26 protein-coding genes and 1 other annotated feature are annotated in these 19,398 nt (G+C 43.7%); of the genes, 3 read left to right on the plus strand and 23 right to left on the minus strand.

Going from position 1 to position 19,398, the window contains the following annotated elements; translation table 11 throughout:
- Positions 1–465: 465 nt before the first annotated feature.
- Positions 466–975: a GyrI-like domain-containing protein gene (locus ASD40_RS05000; RefSeq protein WP_057302234.1), complete on the minus strand. Its 510-nt coding sequence runs from the start codon at positions 973–975 to the stop codon at positions 466–468.
- A gap of 226 nt (positions 976–1,201) precedes the next feature.
- Positions 1,202–1,948 carry an MBL fold metallo-hydrolase gene (locus ASD40_RS05005; protein WP_057302235.1) on the minus strand — a complete coding sequence of 249 codons (747 nt, stop codon included), beginning with the start codon at positions 1,946–1,948 and terminating at the stop codon, positions 1,202–1,204.
- A 126-nt stretch (positions 1,949–2,074) separates the two neighbouring features.
- Between ASD40_RS05005 and ASD40_RS05010 the strand changes: the two genes are divergently transcribed.
- Both ASD40_RS05010 and ASD40_RS05015 read left to right on the plus strand, forming a co-directional pair.
- Positions 2,075–2,506 (plus strand): Lrp/AsnC family transcriptional regulator, encoded by a 432-nt coding sequence (locus tag ASD40_RS05010; protein WP_057302303.1) that lies wholly within the window; start codon positions 2,075–2,077, stop codon positions 2,504–2,506.
- 330 nt (positions 2,507–2,836) lie between these two features.
- The gene (locus ASD40_RS05015) at positions 2,837–4,021 is read left to right on the plus strand and encodes an MFS transporter (protein WP_057302236.1); all 1,185 of its coding nucleotides are present in this window, start codon (positions 2,837–2,839) and stop codon (positions 4,019–4,021) included.
- A gap of 128 nt (positions 4,022–4,149) precedes the next feature.
- On the opposite strand, the gene ASD40_RS05020 is transcribed toward ASD40_RS05015, so the two are convergent.
- From ASD40_RS05020 to ASD40_RS05075, 14 genes are all read right to left on the minus strand, one after another.
- The gene (locus ASD40_RS05020) at positions 4,150–4,764 is read right to left on the minus strand and encodes an extracellular solute-binding protein (protein ID WP_057302237.1); all 615 of its coding nucleotides are present in this window, start codon (positions 4,762–4,764) and stop codon (positions 4,150–4,152) included.
- Positions 4,765–5,160: 396 nt separating this feature from the next.
- On the minus strand, positions 5,161–5,505 hold the full coding sequence (locus tag ASD40_RS05025) for a hypothetical protein (protein ID WP_057302238.1): 345 nt from the start codon (positions 5,503–5,505) through the stop codon (positions 5,161–5,163).
- Positions 5,506–5,728: 223 nt separating this feature from the next.
- Entirely contained in the window at positions 5,729–5,824 is a 96-nt protein-coding gene (locus tag ASD40_RS36255) for a YjcZ family sporulation protein (RefSeq protein WP_082562070.1), read from the minus strand.
- Positions 5,825–6,049: 225 nt separating this feature from the next.
- The gene (locus ASD40_RS36260) at positions 6,050–6,169 is read right to left on the minus strand and encodes a YjcZ family sporulation protein (RefSeq protein ID WP_082562071.1); all 120 of its coding nucleotides are present in this window, start codon (positions 6,167–6,169) and stop codon (positions 6,050–6,052) included.
- A gap of 109 nt (positions 6,170–6,278) precedes the next feature.
- Positions 6,279–6,965: a DUF4386 domain-containing protein gene (locus ASD40_RS05030; RefSeq protein WP_057302239.1), complete on the minus strand. Its 687-nt coding sequence runs from the start codon at positions 6,963–6,965 to the stop codon at positions 6,279–6,281.
- Positions 6,966–7,064: 99 nt separating this feature from the next.
- Complete coding sequence (locus tag ASD40_RS05035; RefSeq protein WP_057302240.1) at positions 7,065–7,466, minus strand: hypothetical protein; 402 nt, start codon at positions 7,464–7,466, stop codon at positions 7,065–7,067.
- A 53-nt stretch (positions 7,467–7,519) separates the two neighbouring features.
- Positions 7,520–8,209, minus strand: a complete 690-nt coding sequence (locus ASD40_RS05040; RefSeq protein ID WP_200957359.1) for an ABC transporter ATP-binding protein — start codon at positions 8,207–8,209, stop codon at positions 7,520–7,522.
- Between the two features lies 1 nt (position 8,210).
- Positions 8,211–8,588, minus strand: a complete 378-nt coding sequence (locus ASD40_RS05045) for a GntR family transcriptional regulator (RefSeq protein ID WP_057302242.1) — start codon at positions 8,586–8,588, stop codon at positions 8,211–8,213.
- Between the two features lie 2 nt (positions 8,589–8,590).
- Positions 8,591–9,331 (minus strand): hypothetical protein, encoded by a 741-nt coding sequence (locus ASD40_RS05050; RefSeq protein ID WP_057302243.1) that lies wholly within the window; start codon positions 9,329–9,331, stop codon positions 8,591–8,593.
- Positions 9,332–9,504: 173 nt separating this feature from the next.
- On the minus strand, positions 9,505–10,524 hold the full coding sequence (gene moaA / locus ASD40_RS05055; RefSeq protein WP_057302244.1) for a GTP 3',8-cyclase MoaA: 1,020 nt from the start codon (positions 10,522–10,524) through the stop codon (positions 9,505–9,507).
- A 22-nt stretch (positions 10,525–10,546) separates the two neighbouring features.
- A complete protein-coding gene (gene fdhD, locus ASD40_RS05060; protein ID WP_057302245.1) occupies positions 10,547–11,341 on the minus strand; it encodes a formate dehydrogenase accessory sulfurtransferase FdhD in 795 nt (264 codons plus the stop codon).
- A 186-nt stretch (positions 11,342–11,527) separates the two neighbouring features.
- On the minus strand, positions 11,528–11,704 hold the full coding sequence (gene rpmF / locus ASD40_RS05065) for a 50S ribosomal protein L32 (RefSeq protein WP_056837598.1): 177 nt from the start codon (positions 11,702–11,704) through the stop codon (positions 11,528–11,530).
- Between the two features lie 129 nt (positions 11,705–11,833).
- Positions 11,834–12,280, minus strand: a complete 447-nt coding sequence (locus ASD40_RS05070; protein WP_057302246.1) for a DUF2269 family protein — start codon at positions 12,278–12,280, stop codon at positions 11,834–11,836.
- Between the two features lie 47 nt (positions 12,281–12,327).
- Positions 12,328–12,741, minus strand: coding sequence for a DUF4267 domain-containing protein (locus ASD40_RS05075; RefSeq protein WP_057302247.1), 414 nt, complete (start codon positions 12,739–12,741; stop codon positions 12,328–12,330).
- Between the two features lie 120 nt (positions 12,742–12,861).
- Here ASD40_RS05075 and ASD40_RS05080 point away from each other — a divergent pair, with 120 nt between their 5' ends.
- Positions 12,862–13,194, plus strand: a complete 333-nt coding sequence (locus ASD40_RS05080) for a winged helix-turn-helix transcriptional regulator (protein ID WP_057302248.1) — start codon at positions 12,862–12,864, stop codon at positions 13,192–13,194.
- A gap of 145 nt (positions 13,195–13,339) precedes the next feature.
- Here the strand turns inward: ASD40_RS05080 and ASD40_RS39025 are convergent, their stop codons facing one another.
- The 7 genes from ASD40_RS39025 to ASD40_RS05110 form a co-directional block, all read right to left on the minus strand.
- Entirely contained in the window at positions 13,340–13,468 is a 129-nt protein-coding gene (locus ASD40_RS39025; RefSeq protein WP_268795871.1) for a hypothetical protein, read from the minus strand.
- Between the two features lie 114 nt (positions 13,469–13,582).
- Positions 13,583–14,668, minus strand: a complete 1,086-nt coding sequence (gene asd, locus ASD40_RS05085) for an aspartate-semialdehyde dehydrogenase (RefSeq protein ID WP_082562084.1) — start codon at positions 14,666–14,668, stop codon at positions 13,583–13,585.
- Between the two features lie 150 nt (positions 14,669–14,818).
- Positions 14,819–15,085, minus strand: a binding site (T-box leader).
- A gap of 96 nt (positions 15,086–15,181) precedes the next feature.
- Positions 15,182–16,399: a M24 family metallopeptidase gene (locus ASD40_RS05090; RefSeq protein WP_156389901.1), complete on the minus strand. Its 1,218-nt coding sequence runs from the start codon at positions 16,397–16,399 to the stop codon at positions 15,182–15,184.
- A 41-nt stretch (positions 16,400–16,440) separates the two neighbouring features.
- On the minus strand, positions 16,441–17,193 hold the full coding sequence (locus ASD40_RS05095) for an amino acid ABC transporter ATP-binding protein (protein ID WP_057302249.1): 753 nt from the start codon (positions 17,191–17,193) through the stop codon (positions 16,441–16,443).
- 13 nt (positions 17,194–17,206) lie between these two features.
- Complete coding sequence (locus ASD40_RS05100) at positions 17,207–17,851, minus strand: amino acid ABC transporter permease (RefSeq protein ID WP_057302250.1); 645 nt, start codon at positions 17,849–17,851, stop codon at positions 17,207–17,209.
- 27 nt (positions 17,852–17,878) lie between these two features.
- Positions 17,879–18,748, minus strand: coding sequence for a transporter substrate-binding domain-containing protein (locus ASD40_RS05105; RefSeq protein WP_057302251.1), 870 nt, complete (start codon positions 18,746–18,748; stop codon positions 17,879–17,881).
- Positions 18,749–18,779: 31 nt separating this feature from the next.
- Positions 18,780–19,361, minus strand: coding sequence for a TetR/AcrR family transcriptional regulator (locus tag ASD40_RS05110; RefSeq protein WP_057302306.1), 582 nt, complete (start codon positions 19,359–19,361; stop codon positions 18,780–18,782).
- Between the last annotated feature and the right edge of the window lie 37 nt (positions 19,362–19,398).

Raw genomic sequence — 19,398 nt, forward strand, 5'->3', positions numbered from 1 at the left:
ATAGCCTAATAAATCTAGATCTCCCTCGCTCCAATCGATCTTTCCTACTTCCTTAATCATTAATTCATCAATTACCTCAAACTCTATGCCATTTGAAATCTAGTTCTTGTATATTTGCTACTAATTCATTATTTATATCATATTCAAATACTTTATCTATCTTCAAATTACCTCTCCAATACCAATATATTTGTTTTAACTCTTTTCAACATCAAGATGCTACATCCCTTTTTTAACATACAGATTGTCAGGGGCTTCTTTCTTATCAATAAAGTCCAAGATATCTTCTAAACCGAAAATATCCCAACCACCGTTAGCGTACTCATCAACGAATTTACAATATTTTCTTCTGAAGTTGGTTTGTAAAAGAAAAAAGAGCAGGGCTTTAACTGCCCTGACCCTAGCTGAAAATACATGGTTGGAGAATTTTAGGAACCTAGATGCCAGTCACTTGGCCACTTTGATTTATTTCGTGCGAATAGGGAAATACAAGTCTATCTCAGCGTTTGGATCATCCGACTGCGTATAACGTTGATCATAAAACTCAAATTCATATTTACCAGTTCGGGTACCACCGTCATATTCGTAAGGACTGTTCGGAAGCCAATGTCCCCAAAAATGCCCAAAGGCATCACCGATACCGTCAAGAGGACCACGATGCGTCAACACGATATAGCGCGCAGCTGGTACTTCGATGCGCGTCATGCCCGAGGGGATATCGCCGTCCTGAGAGATTTGCACAGAAGCCGTATAATTGAACGGATCGCCGGGTTTGTTGACTGGATTTTGCAGCATGAGTCCGTAGCTTCTCCAGCCGAGCTGACTAGGAACCTCTGGAATGCGCTTACTGAATTCACCCCACAGCTTGGCAATGGTGTTCTCGGACGGTGGCACAGACATATCAAAATGAATCATTTCGGTAATTCCTACAACGCTGAAGGCAGGTTTTTCGATGATTTTAGTTTCGATTATCATAAATAGTCATTCTCCTTTTTGGTGTGGGGTTGATACGCACTTACTTATAACTATATGGAATTTTTATCCATACAAGAAATATAACGTACGTACGTTCCCTTGTAAACGTTTTTTTCAATTGAAAATAAAACTTCAACGAAATTGAAAATAGGAGCCGCTATACAGCAGCTCCTGTACTATCGTTCCGTACTGTTTCAAGACCCTTAGTTGTGGGTGATCGATGATGTCATATCCAATCACCATCCCCTGGGATCGCGACTTGATCAAGCAGTCCTTCGACCGCCATCCGACTGTATAAATCCTCTCTTGTGACAAGACAATGGTTTATCGAATCCATATGCACAGCGACTACCTTCGTATACGACGCGTATTGGCATAAACTTACTACATCGTCCGCATCCATCGTAATCGGGCCACCTACCGAGAACTGCGCGCCGCCAGCATTAACGACAGTCATATCAGGCCGATGATCGTCTAGCGCCTGCTTTACATCGTCGCACCATATCGTGTCCCCCGCGATGTACAGCGTCGGCTGGTCGTCCGCTTTGAGAACATAGCCTGATACACGCCCCATTTTCTTTCCGATATCACCTGTACCATGCTGCCCGCATGTTCGGATGATCGTCACACCTTTGAACGTTAAGGTCTCTTTGATCGTTGTCACCGAGGTGAAACCAGAGGAAGCGATCGTTGTATCATCATCCGGCTGGCATAGAATAGGTGTTGATTTCAAAATCGCAGCTGCTGCCGCAGCGTCCCAGTGATCTTGGTGTAAATGTGTCACGAGAACTACGTCCGGTTGATGTCTATCAAGAATTGCAAAAGGCAATGGAACGAGAGGATTACGTCTATCGTTCGTCGAATTGACGATCGGAGGGTTCACCTTTGCATCGCTAAACATTGGATCAATTAAGAAAGACACTCCTGCATATTGCAGCCATAGCGTCGCATGGCGGATCAATTGAAGCTTCATTATCGTACACCTCTTATATTTTTATTTTGTGGTTTTGTTATAATTATAGAATAAGCTGGAAGACGTATATACATCATGATGAAAAGAAAAATCAGCTTTCATTTTCACTTTGAAAGGAATTCCCCTATGTTGAGCAACCAAACGATCGACGAAGTCGATCTTCACATCTTAAATTACTTGATTAAGGATGCTACCCTGTCCCACAAGGCAATTGGCCAGCTTGTTCATTTGACTGGGCAAGCGGTTGGCGCTCGCGTACGAAAGCTGCAGGATCTCGGTATCATAGAAGGATATACACTGCGCTGGAATCCGGACAAAATTGGTCAAGTAGTACACGCCTTTGTTACAGTTTTCATGAAATCGAACTCCGCACATCATTCTTTTCAATCGTTTGTTCAACAAAACGACATGATCTCTGAAACACACCGTGTAAGCGGTGAAGGCTGCTACTGGATGCGAGTACGCGTCAGCACGCCGATAGAACTGAATTCTTTCCTTGATGAACTCTTGAAGTATGGCAATTACAAGGTAAGCCTATCGATTGGCCAAGTCAAATAGAAAACATGAAAAGCCATGATTCTCTACAATTAGTAGAAAAATCATGGCCTTTTTCATTGCTGTTCCAAATTAAAGGGATTACTTATTGTAAGTTATGGTATTGGCACGCCCCATTCCGATATTCACTTGAATATCGCCTTTGCCACTATCCGCTTCGTTGCTCGTAATGGAAGAGTCAACACGATAAAATCATTGCCTGAAGCAGCGTTTTGAACTTGGGCTTCCTGATAGTTCTTTTTTATGAATAAATGAGTTTGTGACAGAATTTGTCACTATTATGCTTTAACATTGAAAATGTAAGCAATACTAATTCATTAGGAGTGATCGACTATGCGCAGATATACCGCCCTGTTCTTTTTTATCATGTTTATGATTGGAACCGATACGTTCCTCATCTCGCCCTTGCTCCCGACACTTCAGAAGCAATTCGGCGTATCGACGGGAATCGCCGGGTGGATGCTTGGCGCCTACACGCTAGGCTCGGCCTTATTCGCCTTAATCGCCGGGCCTCTGTCCGACGGCTGGAACCGAAGAACCGTTCTGCTGAGCGGCCTGCTCGGATTCTCCGTCTCGACGATCTTGTGTGGCTTCGCGGACAGCTTCTGGACAATGTGCCTATTCCGCTTCCTTGCCGGCGTCAGCGCAGCGTTCACGGCCCCCCAGGTATGGGCATCCATTCCCGTCATCATGCCAGCTTCCAGAGTGTCCAAAACAATGGGAATCGCCTTCGCAGGTTTAGCTGCTTCACAGGCTCTTGGCGTGCCAATCGGAAGCTGGCTCGCAGTCGCTCATTGGTCTGTTCCTTTCTGGACGATTGGAATCGCTTCGCTGCTGCTCATCGCTGTCGCCTTCTACTCGTTGCCCGACATGAAGCCTAGTACGTACGAGCGGACGTCAATCCTTCGCCGATATGTCCCTCTGATCATGAGCGGCAAGGCCCGGAGCGGTTTCATTGCCTACCTGCTACTTCACTTAGGGAGCGGTACCGCATTCGCTTTCATTGGCAAGTGGATGGCCGATCGTTTCGAGCTTCCAATTGGACAAATCGGTACCGTGATGATGTTCCTCGGGTTTGGCACTTTGCTGGGAAGTATAATTAGCTCTAATGTGACTCGAAGACTAGGCAATACGAACGCGATCGTAGTTGGAATGTTGATGCTCATGGTCCTATACACAGTTATGCCTCATTTGACGAATCTCCGTTTCGTGACAATCATTTATCTGATCATTTTTGCGACCCTTGGGATTATCTTCCCGATGGTCATGGGGGCGCTCACTTCACTGAACGCCTCGATCCGGGGAACGATTTCCAGTCTGGCCAACTCAACGATGAACAGCGCTAACACACTTGGCGCGTGGATAGCAGGCCTACTCTATGTCCAGTTCGGCGGTTATTCATCGATCGGCATTTTCTCAGCGGTATGCCTGGCACTCTCGCTTGGGATGTTCCTGTTCGGAGACGTCCTTGGGAGGAAAGCGGAGCATTCAGGCCAAGAATCGGCATCCGCTTCCTAAGCCAAGGAAGACATTTCGGTCAATTTATGGAGTCCCATTAATCTTTCGCAAACGTAAGACTTCGCAATTTTTGCGATTTCTCGTGTTTTCTTATGCAAATGTCCCGTCCAGACAGGCTCCAACACGTTCTAGCCGCCAAACACCCGTTTGGCGGCACCTATCGCCCCGCCAGATTGCCAAGTTCCGCCGATTTCACCTCGATGCCGAGCTGTAACTGCTTGACTTTGGTCGTGAGCAATCCCCACCAGTATTCCCGGGAACCAACAGCCGGTCATGAGATCCTGCATCGTCTTCGGCTCCGGCAAACTCAGCTTTTTGAGCCAGTCGGTGCGCACATATAGAAACTGCGCATAGAACGGATTGGACGTTCTCGGAATGGCCATCAGCTTACCGCCAAACGTAGCCGATTTCATTTGGATACCGCCATCCATTTTCATGAACTTTTTAGTTTCAGGCGTAGATGCCTTATCGTAAACGGCGGTGAGATCCATAATCATATCCGCTTCGATCAACTGCTGGAGCTGAGTAGCATCGACCAGCATGAGGTCGGGAATATCGTTGGATGCGATGGCTATTTTTAGCTTTTCCTTGTACTGGTTGGCATCGGCGGCAACCCATTGATTCGTGATTTTGACCCCGATATCTTTCTCGTAGGCTTCGTACACGGAATTGTTGTCGAAGCTTTCACCTGCATCGAATTTCAAATACGGATCGCCTTCTCTGATCGTGGATACTTCAAGCACTTTTTTCGATTCCGGCGTTTGTGCTGCGGTTGCAGACGCTGTCGTCTATGCAGACGGTTGCGGGCTATTCTCCGTTTTGCCGCTACACGCCGTTGCGGCGATAAGACTTGTAATCAAAGCAGTTGTGAGAACGTCTTTCCCTCTGAGTTTCATTTTCATATGACCCCTCCCATTTGACTTAACCTGTTACTCAGGATGTTGTACGCGTTTCAACTTCCTTTGATAGTTTAAGTATAAGAAAAGAATCGCGATCCTTCTATATACCAGTGTTTACTTTGATATACACCTCTTGACGGCGAAAAATCCCAATTTCTCCAAGTACGAATGAGAAATCGGGATTAGATTCCATCTTGTTATATTCGAGATATTATTGAATCCCCATTCGTTTTTTTCTGATTATGGGGATCTGTCGAGAACGTACCACCAGAAACCTTTCCGGAAACGAGAATAGACATTCAAAATTACATCGTCCTTTTCGTAGATGATCTGTACACCAAGTGTTTCCTTGTGCCTCCATCCCCTCTGAGCCAGATAAGCAGTAAGTTGTTGTTCGGATGGTCCTCGTCTCCCAATCAATTTACTGGCATCTGATGTAAGGGGTACTAAACGAGCATGGCCAGTTTCAATGGCAAGTATTGCTCTTGGTATAGAGTAAGGGTACTCCTTTGCTAGTGAAAGCAGCGTCAAGAAAATTGCAAAAATGATTAACGCAGACCAGATGACTATCTTTCTGATACGCATGTAAGGTCCTCCTTCTTCACGCTTTCCAAATCAATTTTAGTTTTTACGTTCTCAAATTTAAAAAGTTGCATTAAGCTGCCCATTAATGAAGGCTGGACAAGTCATTCGCCTTGAAGAATATAATTAGGACCTTATTGTGGAGTACAATACAACAACGAAAAAAACGGCCCGTGATCGCTATTACGCGATAGGGCCGTCTTTGTTTTCTAGATGTGCTATTGGATTAAATTACAAAAGCTGATGTGATGATTACCAAAAGAATAAAAAGAACCAAGATAAATGCTACGTTTTGACCATAACCATACCCTACTCCGCTCATGTTTTATTCATTCCCCTCAGTGATTTTTAACTACGTTATATATATACGCTCGGTACATATTGCTTGATTGGACGTATGCCTTGGGGAGGCAAACGCGGAGGAAAAGTGCCAACGAATCATAGTAACTTGCGCAGAAATTCGAGAGCCAAAACAAAGAGAAAAAACGGCCCTTGTTCACTATTTCGCGATAGGGCCGTTTTTCTGGATATTCTTTGTGTTAGGGAATTACCATACAAAAGCTGATGTGATGATGACTAAAAGAATAAAAAGAACCAAAATAAATGCTACGTTACGACCCATACCATAACCGTCGCCACAACCTGCACCATAACCTACTGCTCCCATGTGTACTCATTCCCTTCAGTGATTTATCACTACAGTATAAGTATATGTTCGGTACATGGTTCTTGCTTGGACGTATGCCACAGGAAGAGAAAATCTGAATTTTTACAGACTAGGAAGAAGGTGCAGATAAATTGAATCCTTTAACTATGAGCCATACAGCTAGAATCATTTCATTTGCAGCTACTGGCAGCGCCAAAATAGCACCCCAAAAAGAAATTTGTTGAATGACACCGAACATGACTAACAAGGCACAACTAAAAACAAGCGTTGCCCCTGTCATACCCAAAATAGGTATAAACCTGGGTACGAGTTTGGATTTATAAAATATATAACTGTACATCATTGTGTTGATGCCTAGCATGAAAAGAGGCCCAAGCAGAAAGGTCCAGTCATGTATGGCTTTTAATACGATACCTGAAGCTTGAAAAGAGGCGATATCAGGAGCCGATGCTGCTGCGAATTCCCGGCTTAAGGTCAACAGGGACAGGACGCTGATTATACCAACAGTAATAATAATGGCTTCAAGAAACCTGAAGCAAACATGCCAAAGAGCAATAGTTTCATTATACTTTCTTAAAATTGGAAACATTGTAGTTGCAGTACCAACCGCTGAAACGACAAGCATTAACTCCATAAGCGCTCCCAATACCACCTGGTTGCCATGTTCGGAACCTTTTATCAGGTAATCCGGACCATTTAGGATAGGATCGTATAAAATAAGACCTATTACCGCCGTAACCGCTGCAAGTATAAACAGTACTCCCACAATTAACGCGCTCTTTTTATTAGTATTCATTTGTTTATCTCCTTTTTTGAAATTATTATTGCCTTAAAGTTATGACCACGTTTCTTCGGCTGATCAGAGTCGGCCGTGGGCTGCGCTGTCTATCTTCCCTCAATGCCACCGATCTGCGCGCTTCTTCACGTAGTGTGTAAACACAAATCGCCAAGGGATGAAGAAAGGAAATATCACGACTATCAAGCAGGATGAGGCCGTCGACCAGGTTGACTCATCCATTTGACCGGAGTACCACAGTGGGAGCGCAACGATAATCAGCCAGATCGACTTCCACGCCAATTCCCACAGAAGCAAAGGCAGCATCTGCAGCGGATAGAGCAACCCCAGAACTGACAGAGCCGAGAAGGCGGCAAGCATACACTGGACCACTCCTTCCATAAGTTCCCAAGGCTTTTCGTGGTGGATGATTCCTGGCCATACCACGATGCCGAGCCCCACGATAATAAGAAGGTACAACGCCCTCAGCAAATAAAGTCGAATCAACGAGATCTCGTTCATTCAGGTAGCTCCTTTCTTTCTTTCTTTCTTTCGAATGTGATGTATTCCCGAAGTTAGACATAATTCTTCTTCATCCAATCCGTGATACCAAGACCCTCTGATTCATGTAATTCCGCCACATCAGCCATTCTAAGTAATGATCCGTTTTTGATCGCAATGAAGCAGTCCAGTAATGATTCAATTTCCGTAATCTCATGGCTTGTCATGATTAATGTCTGAGATTCCAAGTCAACATAAGAAATCATTCCTTTAACGATAGATTCCCGCACCATGGGGTCAAGTCCAGACATTGGTTCATCCATTAGAATGTAGGGTACTTCTCTGGCCAAAGTCAGCATGATTTTTAATCGACCACGATTTCCTTTCGAGAGATTTTTGATTTTCATATGAGGCTCCAGCTGCAAAAACTTCATGATTTCTTCCGCTTTAGCCATGTTAAAGTCTGTATATTGGGAAGCCTGAAAATCCATTGCTTCACGTACTGTGAATATAGTATAAAAAGAACCAAGTTCCGATAAATAAGAAACCACTTTGCTGATTCTTCGATTGGCAGTCTCTCCATTTACGGTTACCCTCCCACTCGAAGGTAACGACAGTCCGGAAATTAGTCTCAATATGGTTGACTTCCCACTGCCGTTCTCACCTACAATGCCAATGATTTTACCTATGGGCAAAGTGAACGAAATGTTATGGAGTACGGGCTGTTTAACATATTTTTTTGAAACATTTGTTAATTGAATCAACTTACTCATCTCCTTTATCAAATTTGCGTAAATGGTCCTGTAGCCCTGATATGATTTCATAAGAGCTGAATCCCATTTCCTGCATGACCTGGACAAAAGTTAGGATCTGCTCATTTTTTAAATTTTCACGTTGTTGAACCAAGCGTTCCTCTTGTTCCGTCACAAATGTACCTTGACCTCTTTTCGTTTCCAGAATACCCTCTCGCTCCAACTCACTGTAAGTCCGCTGAATTGTGTTTGGATTAACATTGTATTTTATCCCCATTTCTCGGATTGAAGGAAGCTTCTCACCTGCTTTCAATTCTTTGCTTACAATTTGTCGATTAATTCGATCCGCTAATTGCTGATATATGGGTTTTGAAGCATTAAATTCATCCATTCCTACACCTCAACTTTGTTGTCAACGATCCACGCGCTAAGAAAGAATAATCCAATGATAATAATGAAGTTATACAAATACTCTCCTGCATATGTTTGTATAGGCTGCATGGAAAAAGAAGGAAAATCATAGGTTATACTCCCCCATTTTATTAGGAAACTATACAGTTTAGTGGATTCGAATAGGGTAGTTATCCAAATAGGTATGATGACTGCTCCAATAATGACTAACCAGCTCCAACGCCCGATTGCAAATTTAAGGAAGTGGTATAGCGACCAAACAAAAAACACCCAAACGCCAATTATGATAGAGATCATAATAATATGAAAAAATATTAATATTCCCGATACCCATGTATCCGTCCAATACGCTTCAATTAAGTTGAACTTGGGTACGATTAGCAATCCAGTCATCACATATAGCATCAATAGTGAAATAACGATCATCACCAGGCCGTTCACTAACTTACTAATTAACAGTGTAGAAGCCGGCCCAGGATTTTGCAGCCAGAGATGGAGCTGATTTGCCTCTGTTTTCAAACTGATAAATATAATAATCGGAACATATAAAACATGAAAAACAACAGCAATTATTACGGGTAAGAAACTAAGTAATGTATGATCTGCTTTCATACCCGTATATAACGTCAACATGACAATCAATAAATTAATTACAAGTCCTACGAAAAATACGGTTCTTGTTAATTTAAAATCTTTTTTAAATAAAGCTACCCACGCTCTCATCCTAATCTCTCCTTCTTATTGAACATAACCAATTGAACCAGTGCATTAATTCAATAGTACACTAAGACATCGTAACATGTAAATAGAAAATAAAAAAAGCGCCTCCTGCCATCTTTCGGCTTGAAGCGCTTTGCTTTAATCATGCGTTGATTAATGATATGACGAGAATTTTCTTATCCCCCGATATGCGACATTTCCACTTTAGGAGATGATGACTTATGATTGGTATGACTTAATCGTTCGTCTGAGTAACGATCGGAACGATTATGCCAGATGGTACGAATCGAATCGGTAACAGCTTGATCCGATTGCCCAGAGCGGAGTAAATCTTTAAGATCATAACCGCTAGAAGCAAACAAGCAAGTATACAGCTTTCCTTCTGCCGAAATGCGGGCTCTTGTACAGGTAGAACAGAAGGAATCTGTTACCGACGAAATAATTCCTACTTCCTGATCACTATCTGCGTAACGATATCGGGTCGCCACTTCTCCGTGATAATTCGCAAGGATGGGCTCAATTGGCATAGCCTCGTGAATAATCTTTAAAATCTCTTGTTTGGACACGACTTCATCCAATTTCCAATCGTTGGAGTTTCCAACATCCATATATTCAATAAACCGAAGGGTATACTTCTTCTCTTTGAAGTATTGTGCCATCGGGATGATATCCTGGTCATTTTTTCCTTTTTGGACAACCATGTTTACTTTCACTTTCATTCCCGCTTCAGACGCTGCTTGCATGCCTTCAAGAACAGTTTGCACCTTGCTTCTATTACCGTTCATATAAGCAAAACGCTCTTCATCTAACGAATCCAAACTCACTGTCACACGGGATAAACCGGAGTTGAATAGATCAACTGCAAATTTCTTTAGTAATGAACCGTTAGTGGTTAAAGCAATGTCCTCTACGCCATCAATTTGGTTCAGCCGCTTGATAAGTGTGGGGAGATCTTTGCGCAGCAAGGGCTCTCCTCCAGTAATACGCAATTTTTTTACGCCTAAAGACACGAAAATCCGTGCTAATCTTTCAATTTCATCAAACGATAAAATTTTATCGTCAGGTAAAAATGAGTAGTCAGGACCAAATATTTCCTCAGGCATACAGTACCGACAGCGAAAATTGCAGCGATCCGTAACCGATATTCGCAAATCCCTTAAAGGGCGCTGCATGTTATCCAGCACAACATTTTCCATATGAATGGCCCTCCCTTCTATGTCAAATATTAATAATTCTTTTCGGGCACGTATACACGTTTAGCGACTGGTTACGGATAAAACCAATCGTGGTGATTCCCAGTTGTTCGGCTAGCTGTAAGGCCAATTCTGTTGGAGCAGACTTGGACAATATCACTTCGCAGCCTATTTTGGCAACTTTTAATAAGATTTCGGAGGATATACGGCCACTAAAAACGATAATTTTATCGCCGATGGGAATGTCATTTTTCAAACAATATCCATAAATTTTGTCCAGTGCATTATGTCTTCCAATGTCCATCCGGCTTAAAACAATTCCGTTAGCGTCACACAAGGCCGCATTGTGGACCCCTCCCGTATGATGAAATGTATCAGCTGATTGCTGCATATCATTCATTAATCGGAAACAATCATCGATGGAAACTTTTACACGAATATCCTCCATCTTCTTGACGGTCAATGCATCGTTTACAAAAACAAATCCTTGCCTACTCATCCCGCAGCAGGAGGTAATATACCGTTTACTTTGAAAATCACGGTAATATGGATTGATTTTTGTTGTTGTCACATGGACAAATCCTTCTCTCTCCTGTATCCATATTTTTTCAATATCATCGTAGTTCCTGATAATACCTTCAGAAGCCAAGAATCCTATGACCATATCTTCTATATATTCTGGTGAACACACCATCGTAACAAATTCCTGACCGTTAATTTTCACTGTAACCGGATATTCCGTTACAATGCTATCCTCAATCTCCTCAGCAAGACCATTTACAAAACGAAGGATTCCCCTTTTCACCTCGATTGGTTTCATGATCAGTGGCCCCTATCTATGACTATATATTCTTCCAAGCCATTGCCAAATAAATCTTTGCGAAGCTTTCGAATAATTTCATTGAACTCATGCACCATTTTTGACATGTCCACATTTCCCCTCGTTAGACAGTAAAAATGACACTCTAATTGTTTAGAAGTGTCATTTAAGATGCCATTCATATGATTATTGAGCTTTTACGATCTCTCTACCCTTATATGAACCGCAGTTTTTGCAAACATGATGTGCCATTTTTAATTCTGCACATTGTTCACACTTCACCATTCCTGGCACAACCAGTTTAAAGTGAGTACGGCGCTTATCGCGACGTGTTTTGGACGTTCTTCTTTGAGGAACAGCCATATTCAAAACACCTCCTGTTCATTACATAAATCAACAAGAGATATCATAGCTTTCTTGATTTGCTTTGTCAATGTTCGGCAGAATTCTATGTCAATTAAATTGTTCGAATGGATGAATGTTAGCGCTCCGTTAAAACGGTTTGAACACCATCAGCAGAATCGAGAGGAAAGCTGCAAAATTTGCGATCCCTTCTAGCCAGGCGGAGCGTGTGCGGCTCAGTCGGTACGCGTCAGGAAGATCATCGCCCTGAGTCTGCTGCAGCAGTGTAAGCTGCTGCTTGATGCCGGCGGGATGTAAGCCAGCCAAAATGACCAGAATGACGAAGAAGATGGCAATCGAGACCACATACCACAGCTCTCGGAACAAAGTGGTTTCAAGGAAGCCAAGCGTAAGTCCCGTAAGAAGCAGCAATATACCGCCGAATTTCGGCAGGATCGCCGTCTTCTCCAACAGCTTAAGCGCGAACTTGGCCTGACCGACCGTCCGGGCGCTGCTCATGATCAAGGGATAGCAGATGATTGCGCCAATGGCCGTCACGGCAGCGATAATATGAATGAACAATAGATAAATATACATGTTATGTCCCCCTCATTTGTAAATGCCCTGCTAATGATGATATTGTTCTATTTATTTGCTGTTTTGGCTCGCTGTTCTTCTCGGTACAACAACCAACCTACAACAAATAAATACACCGCAGTAACAATATGAATCCAAGAAGGTGTTTTAACTGTTGCATTCGTTAGTACCAATGATGCATCTATTATAGGCATTAAAATAGAAGTAAACATTACAACAAGTAATGCTTTTCTCATACGAAGTACCATCAAGGTAAGTAGAAAGAAACCAATAAATAGATCACGATCTGCTTTTATATGAACAAGATATCTATCCGCGCTGTCATGCAATGGTATTCCAAAATCTCGAATTGCAGCTTCTGGCTGGATAAAACCTCTTACTCCTATAAACAACATCAACAGCGCAACAACACTCACTAACCAAAATGTTACTGACTTTGGTCCCCAATAAGTTTCACTCATTTGTCTGTCTCCTTTTTCCATTTATTTGATTGACTTTATTGTATATCGGTAATAATATTTTGTTAAGAACGCACTTTAAAGTACGGCACTTACCAAAAGTTAGGGGGCGGGGATTTACCAATGATTCATCAGCGCGAATGTCCAATCGAGACAGTCATTCATGTTTTAGGCGGCAAATGGAAGCCGATGATTTTATGGCATTTGATGGAATCAAGCAAGCGGTACAACGATCTGGAGAAGCTAATCCCTAATGTCTCCCAAAAAATGCTTACGCAACATCTTCGAGACTTGGAACAAGAAGGCGTGATCGAAAGAACGGTATACCCCACCGTCCCTCCAAAAGTAGAGTATTCACTTAGTGAATACGGCAAAACCTTGATCCCTGTTGCAGAAGTGATGTGTGCTTGGGGAGAACATCATAATGAGCGAAAACAAGAAGAACCAGCGTCTTAAGCTGGTTCTTTTTTCTGCCTTTCTTACGTGACTTTGATGAAAAATCAGAGGTACTAAACAAAAAAAAGCGCCACCGGATCACTCCGATGACACTTTGCTCTAATCCGTACAAGGTAGAAAAGAGGCGGTTCCCCGCCTCCTTTCCTTAGGTCAATCTGTTTTTTATCCGCTCAAGAATGCTGCTGTTTCTTGCTCTATAAACGCCATAAATAACCGATCCCATGACTGCTGCCGCGGTTGATGCAACGATCATTGTTTTGTTTACCTGACGCATTACGAACACCTCCACATTTTATTGAGCGAACAATGCTTAGTCTGCCTTAAAAGATGAATAATAATTCAAGATCTGGCTTAATAACTCTATCAATTCCAATCAATATGAATACTTCTACTTTGCCTGAATGTACCCTTCCGCTTTAAGCAGTTCGGCGATCAGAACAGCACCGCCCGCTGCTCCGCGTAATGTATTATGTGATAATCCAACAAATTTAAAATCGTATATGGAATCCTCGCGCAATCTCCCCGCCGAAACACCCATACCGCGCTCAATTTCACGATCAAGTTTAGTCTGTGGTCTGTTCTCTTCTTCAAAATAAGTAATGAACTGTTTTGGCGCGCTTGGCAGACCAAGCTCCTGCGGTCGTCCTTTGAATTGCAACCAGCGATGAAGAATCTCTTCCTTCGAAGGTTTTTTCTCGAACGATACGAATACGGTAGCCAAATGCCCATCCGTTACTGGAACGCGAATACACTGCGTTGTAATTAACGGTGCACTTGCTTTAATAATTTCATCATTTACAATGCTGCCCCATATCCGAAGTGGCTCCTGCTCGCTTTTTTCTTCCTCGCCGCCAATATAAGGAATGACATTATCCAACATATCGGGCCAATCGGTAAAGTTTTTACCTGCTCCGGAAATCGCCTGATACGTCGATGCAACCACTTTTATCGGTTTATAATCTAACAATGCATGAAGGGCCGGCACATAGCTCTGGATTGAACAGTTGGGCTTAACGGCAATAAAGCCGGTGGAAGTTCTAAGCCGTTTTCTCTGTGCGGCAATCACTTCAATATGACCTGGATTAACTTCCGGAATGACCATCGGGATGTCAGGCGTCCAGCGGTGAGCCGAATTATTGGAAATAACAGGCGTGCCCGTTTTTGCGTATGCCTCTTCCAACGCTTGAATTTCAATCTTTTTCATATCCACTGCACAAAAAATAAAATCAACCTGAGCGGCAACCTCCTCCACTTTTGATGCATCCAGAATGACGATATTTTTCACATCTTCAGGAATTGGGCCAGACAACTTCCATCTGCCTTGCACAGATTCTTCATATGTTTTACCTGCCGAACTGCTACTAGCGGCAATGGCTGTTACTTTAAACCAAGGATGCTGATCCAGCAACTGAACAAACCGCTGACCAACCATTCCTGTTCCTCCGACAATTCCAACCTTCAGTTTTTCTGACATAAGATATTCAAATCCTTTCAAAATGGCTTGATTAATGGGAATCCCTAAATATATATTCAAACAGTCTGATCTGGTGTACAGCATGTTGCACGTAAGCTAATCTCCTTATGCACCAATAAAAAAAATCCCACCCCCAAGACTATAGTCAGTCTTAGGGACGAGATTGTATATACTCGTGGTACCACCCCAAATTCGCTAATATGTCGCCATATCAGCCTCTTCAAGTACGGCATTACCATGTAATGCGAATACTTTAGCTCTGTAACAGGAGCTCCTGACACACCATCACCCTTTTCAGGAGGATCCGATGTGCTGCTCTGAGGCTTTCTTCAATAAAGTACTCTTTACTCCTTTTCAGCAAACAGGAGCTCTCTGAGAAAGAATTCATTTATTTACTCTACTCTTCATCGCATTTGATTATTGCGATTATATTACCAAATAAACATTATAAGGTAAACATAATTTTTGAAAATTCGAAAACATTACAAATTTGAACATCACTCATCTTCTATTTTAAAGCGAGACAAGATCCGTAGTTAGCTGGTTAAGACGCTCACAACCATTATCTGTGACAAGAACCATATCCTCGATCATGATCGAACCTAGACCGTGGCCATAGTATGGCGTCTCCAAGCAAATCACCATGCCCGGACGAAACACTTCAGCCTCGGACGGACTAATGAAAGGCGCTTCTTCAGCGGCGAGGCTTAGACCCGCGCTGTGGCCGAGATGGCCGCGGTTGTAATTCGAAAGCCCCGAGGAGCGAATCTGTTTCATGCCCTCCTCAAAGGCTATCTTCATTGGCATCCCTGGTTCAATGATTTGCAGAAGACGGTCGTGTCCCGCCCTTAGTGCGGCGTAAATACGCTTTGCTAAATCCGAAGGGGGCCCCAGCACGAAGGTGCGGGCGATGTCGGAGCCATATCCGGCTACATCGACACCCACGTCAAATTTAATCAGATCACCCAGTTCACTTGGACGTGTGTCAAATACATGCGCAGGAGCAAAATTAGCTCCTACGGAAACCATATGAAACCGTGCGGTTGAACCATCCGGATGTCTCATCAAGGCCTTGCGGAAGGCTTCAACGATCTCCGCGGCGGAGATGCCTACCTCAATTTCACATATCACGGCAGAGATGCCTGCCTCCGCATAAGTGCAAGCCTTGCGCAGCTGGTCGATCTCCCAAGGGGTTTTTATCGCACGCAGCTTAGTAAAGATAGGGCTAGCTTCTACCAACTCGGATACTCTTGGGCAGGCTTGCTGTAACGCTATGACGGACGGGTATCGCATCGAGCTTAGCTCGACAGCGATTTTCCCGTGGGAAACTCCATACTCAGCGAGCACCTGACCCAGCACCCCGAACATTTCCTCTGCTTGGGGGGAGACCGGCCGCTTTCCCTGGAATTTGTCGCCGATCAAACCCAACGGGTCATCAACATCCACCCAGGTGGGATACGTTCGGACCTCGTACCCTGGAAAATCATTCGTGACACCGGCTGCTTCAAAATCATTCATGATCAAGATCGTTTTACGGCTAGGATCACGAAACAGGACGGCGAGTGCAACTTCACTCATACGCAAAGTGTACATGAATGCGCTTTGGTGACTGGAAAGGTAATAAAAGTTTTCGCAGCTAGAGGAAACTAGAACGTCGATCTGTTCGTTCTCCATGATCAATCTGGCTCGTTCTGAAATGGTTTTTATATGTTCCTGATCAATATGGGCCACAATCTCAACTCCTTCGGATTAGGCTTTCCTATCTCCGTATGTTAAACAGGCTCCTGAGCCATCTGTCGCAAAAACTTGCGCGCCCGATCGGTTTGCGGCTGGACAAAAAATTGCTCCGGGGCTCCTTCCTCCTGAATGACACCTTCGCTCATAAAGATAACTCGATTTGCCACCTCTTGCGCAAATTTCATTTCATGCGTGACCACGATCATCGTCATGCCCTCGTTAGCCAGCTGCCTCATAACCGACAAAACTTCGCCGGTCAATTCCGGATCAAGTGCCGAGGTCGGCTCATCGAATAGCATAATTTGAGGCTGCATCGCCAGAGCACGGGCAATCGCAACCCGCTGCTGCTGACCGCCGGAGAGTCGGGACGGATATTCATGCTTCTTCTCGGCCAAGCCCACTTTATCGAGTAATGATTCAGCCAACTCAATCGCCTGCTCCTTAGGCATGTTTTTCACGGTCACTGGAGCCGTGATCACATTTTCCAGGACAGTCAAGTGCGGAAATAGATTAAATGATTGAAAAACCATACCGGTTAAGTTACGAAGTTCCCGGATGGCTTTTTTCTTCGTCAGAGCATTCATCGAGTCTTCCCACAGGATGTTGTCCACACGAATCGAACCCGCGTTAGGCTCTTCAAGACCGTTCAGGCATCGAAGCAATGTACTTTTCCCTGAACCGCTAGGACCTAAGAGGACCACAATTTCCTGTGAATTAATGCGCAGGTTAATATCCTGCAGTACAGTTAAAGCATCGAATTGTTTACTAAGATGGTTTACTTCTATCAAGCCCACTCCCCCCTTAATAAGCCTTTGATAATTTTTTCTCGATGCGATTAAGAATGTTGGAAAAGAACATGCTCATGAGCCAGTACATGAGAGCAATGGAAATGTAGAACGGCATGGCAATATAATATTGCGCAATAAGCAGTTGGGCTGAGCGCAGCAGCTCAGTTACAGTCACAATGGAAACGAGCGAAGTCTCTTTCAGCATGCCTATGAAAGTATTTCCCATAGGGGGAATCGCCACGCGGGCTGCCTGCGGAAGAATAATCTTACGCATCGTTTGCCAAGGTGACATATTCAGGGATAAAGCCGCTTCCGTCTGCCCCTTAGGCACAGACAAGATCGCGCCCCGAAATGTCTCAGATAAATAGGCGCCGATATTGATACTAAGTGAAATATAGGCCGCTGTTAGCGGCCCGAGTGTAATACCGTAGTCAGGTAATCCATAATAAATAATGAAGATTTGCACAATGATCGGGGTTCCGCGGATGATGGACACATACCCTCTGGCCAAATTGCTGATCAACCGATTTCCTTTTAACCGGGCGATGGCTACGAACAGAGCGATAAAAAATCCAAAGAACATCGAGACGATTGTGATAAGCAGGGTATAGTATGCGCCTTTGAAAAGAAAGCCTAAGTTATCTAAAACGAGTTCCATTCTTGCGGCCTCCTAAGGCTTTATTACTTAAAAATTCGGATCGACACCAAACCATTTTTGGTGAATTTGCTTCAGTGTTCCGTCCGTTTTCATCTCGCTCAAGGCTTTGTTGATGGCTTCCACCAGCTCTGGATTGTTTTTGCGGGTAGCTACACCTGCGAAATCTTCCTTGATCGGCGCTCCGACCGCTTTAATATTTAACTTGTTTTTATCCATGAGTGGCTTAAGCGCAAAGATATTGTTGATGGTCGCGTCAATCCTTCCAACGTTCAGGTCCATCAAGGATGAAATGACATCGTTGTACGTGGCGATTTCAAAGTTTCCGACCTTAGGCATAGCCACATCACGTAAGTATTTCTCATCGTTCGTACCGAGACCGATTCCGATCTTCTTACCTTTGAAATCCTCAACCGCTTTGATTGTGTTGTTATCACCCTTTACAACGACATTCACCGAGTTCTTAATATAAGGATTGGAGAAATCCATTGTTTTCTTACGGTCTTCGGTAATGGTTACCTGGCTTATCAAAACATCATATTTATCTTTTTGCAAACCTTCAATTAAGCCAGAAAATTCGCCGGTAATGAACTCGGCCTGTACACCAAGCTTCTTCGCGACTTCTTTAGCGATGTCGGCATCGTAGCCGTCTACTTCTTTCTTGTCATTCAAAAAGTTGTAGGGAGCATAGGTACCCATCAAGCCCACTTTGATTTTGCCATTTTTCTTGATTTGCTCAAGCAGGTTTGCTGAAGCTGGAGACACGGCTGGTGTGTTTTTAGTATCGGTTGTGGGACTTGCTGCTGGCTGTTGTGTTGTTTTTCCGCACCCGACTAACGCTAGACCCACGATAGTAAGTAACGATGCCGCTTTGAATACTTGATTAACCTTGAATGTCATTTCAATACACCCCTATATAATATTATACTTGCTAACCTAACAATCCCCGGAATTCGAACCGTGCCGTTTCCTCGGCTATTTGCGATGGCGTGTATGCGGATGTGTAATCAACATCATGCATAGGTCCGAACAACCACTTGGTAAGGACACCTGTAATTAAAGAAACCAGTATGTTTACACGAAGAGAAACGTCCGCGAAATGAGGAAGCATCTCCAGCTCGATGGCTCGGTTTACATTGTTCTTGAACGCTTCTTCGAATACGATCCACGTTTGCGAAACAGCTTCCCGGACCAACGGGTCTGCTCCTTGGCCTTTGATAAGCAAAAATGCCATCAAATTCCGGTTATGATCGGCGAACTCGAACAATTCTGTCAATAATCTTGCAGATGAGCTAACCATATCGTCTACGGAGCCCGCATGCTTGCGATAGCCTTGTTCAATTACTTGTATTAGTTTCTCTTTGCCGTTCTCGATCAGACGGACCGCGAGCTGCTCTTTGCCTTCAAAATACCAGTAAAACGTTCCCTGCGACACGCCCGATGCTTTGACAACATCCGAAACCTTCGTATTGTGATACCCTTTGCGTGCAAATAACTCTAAGGCTGAGTTCATCAGAACCTGCTCTCGCTGCTGTTCTTCATTTAATATT

This window comes from Paenibacillus sp. Root444D2 (assembly GCF_001426375.1).
GTDB lineage: Bacteria > Bacillota > Bacilli > Paenibacillales > NBRC-103111 > Paenibacillus_E.

Coding starts and splice junctions, on each gene's coding strand:
- ASD40_RS05025 (WP_057302238.1), bottom strand. CDS start 5,505: ATGCGTATCAGAAAGATAGTCATCTGGTCTGCGTTAATCATTTTTGCA.
- ASD40_RS05010 (WP_057302303.1), top strand. CDS start 2,075: ATGTTGAGCAACCAAACGATCGACGAAGTCGATCTTCACATCTTAAAT.
- ASD40_RS05000 (WP_057302234.1), bottom strand. CDS start 975: ATGATAATCGAAACTAAAATCATCGAAAAACCTGCCTTCAGCGTTGTA.
- fdhD (WP_057302245.1), bottom strand. CDS start 11,341: ATGAAACCAATCGAGGTGAAAAGGGGAATCCTTCGTTTTGTAAATGGT.
- moaA (WP_057302244.1), bottom strand. CDS start 10,524: ATGGAAAATGTTGTGCTGGATAACATGCAGCGCCCTTTAAGGGATTTG.
- ASD40_RS05035 (WP_057302240.1), bottom strand. CDS start 7,466: ATGAACGAGATCTCGTTGATTCGACTTTATTTGCTGAGGGCGTTGTAC.
- ASD40_RS05015 (WP_057302236.1), top strand. CDS start 2,837: ATGCGCAGATATACCGCCCTGTTCTTTTTTATCATGTTTATGATTGGA.
- rpmF (WP_056837598.1), bottom strand. CDS start 11,704: ATGGCTGTTCCTCAAAGAAGAACGTCCAAAACACGTCGCGATAAGCGC.
- ASD40_RS05005 (WP_057302235.1), bottom strand. CDS start 1,948: ATGAAGCTTCAATTGATCCGCCATGCGACGCTATGGCTGCAATATGCA.
- ASD40_RS05030 (WP_057302239.1), bottom strand. CDS start 6,965: ATGAATACTAATAAAAAGAGCGCGTTAATTGTGGGAGTACTGTTTATA.
- asd (WP_082562084.1), bottom strand. CDS start 14,668: ATGTCAGAAAAACTGAAGGTTGGAATTGTCGGAGGAACAGGAATGGTT.
- ASD40_RS36255 (WP_082562070.1), bottom strand. CDS start 5,824: ATGAGCGGAGTAGGGTATGGTTATGGTCAAAACGTAGCATTTATCTTG.
- ASD40_RS05100 (WP_057302250.1), bottom strand. CDS start 17,851: ATGGAACTCGTTTTAGATAACTTAGGCTTTCTTTTCAAAGGCGCATAC.
- ASD40_RS39025 (WP_268795871.1), bottom strand. CDS start 13,468: ATGCGTCAGGTAAACAAAACAATGATCGTTGCATCAACCGCGGCAGCA.
- ASD40_RS05080 (WP_057302248.1), top strand. CDS start 12,862: ATGATTCATCAGCGCGAATGTCCAATCGAGACAGTCATTCATGTTTTA.
- ASD40_RS05075 (WP_057302247.1), bottom strand. CDS start 12,741: ATGAGTGAAACTTATTGGGGACCAAAGTCAGTAACATTTTGGTTAGTG.
- ASD40_RS05050 (WP_057302243.1), bottom strand. CDS start 9,331: ATGAGAGCGTGGGTAGCTTTATTTAAAAAAGATTTTAAATTAACAAGA.
- ASD40_RS05070 (WP_057302246.1), bottom strand. CDS start 12,280: ATGTATATTTATCTATTGTTCATTCATATTATCGCTGCCGTGACGGCC.
- ASD40_RS05105 (WP_057302251.1), bottom strand. CDS start 18,748: ATGACATTCAAGGTTAATCAAGTATTCAAAGCGGCATCGTTACTTACT.
- ASD40_RS36260 (WP_082562071.1), bottom strand. CDS start 6,169: ATGGGAGCAGTAGGTTATGGTGCAGGTTGTGGCGACGGTTATGGTATG.
- ASD40_RS05045 (WP_057302242.1), bottom strand. CDS start 8,588: ATGGATGAATTTAATGCTTCAAAACCCATATATCAGCAATTAGCGGAT.
- ASD40_RS05110 (WP_057302306.1), bottom strand. CDS start 19,361: ATGAACTCAGCCTTAGAGTTATTTGCACGCAAAGGGTATCACAATACG.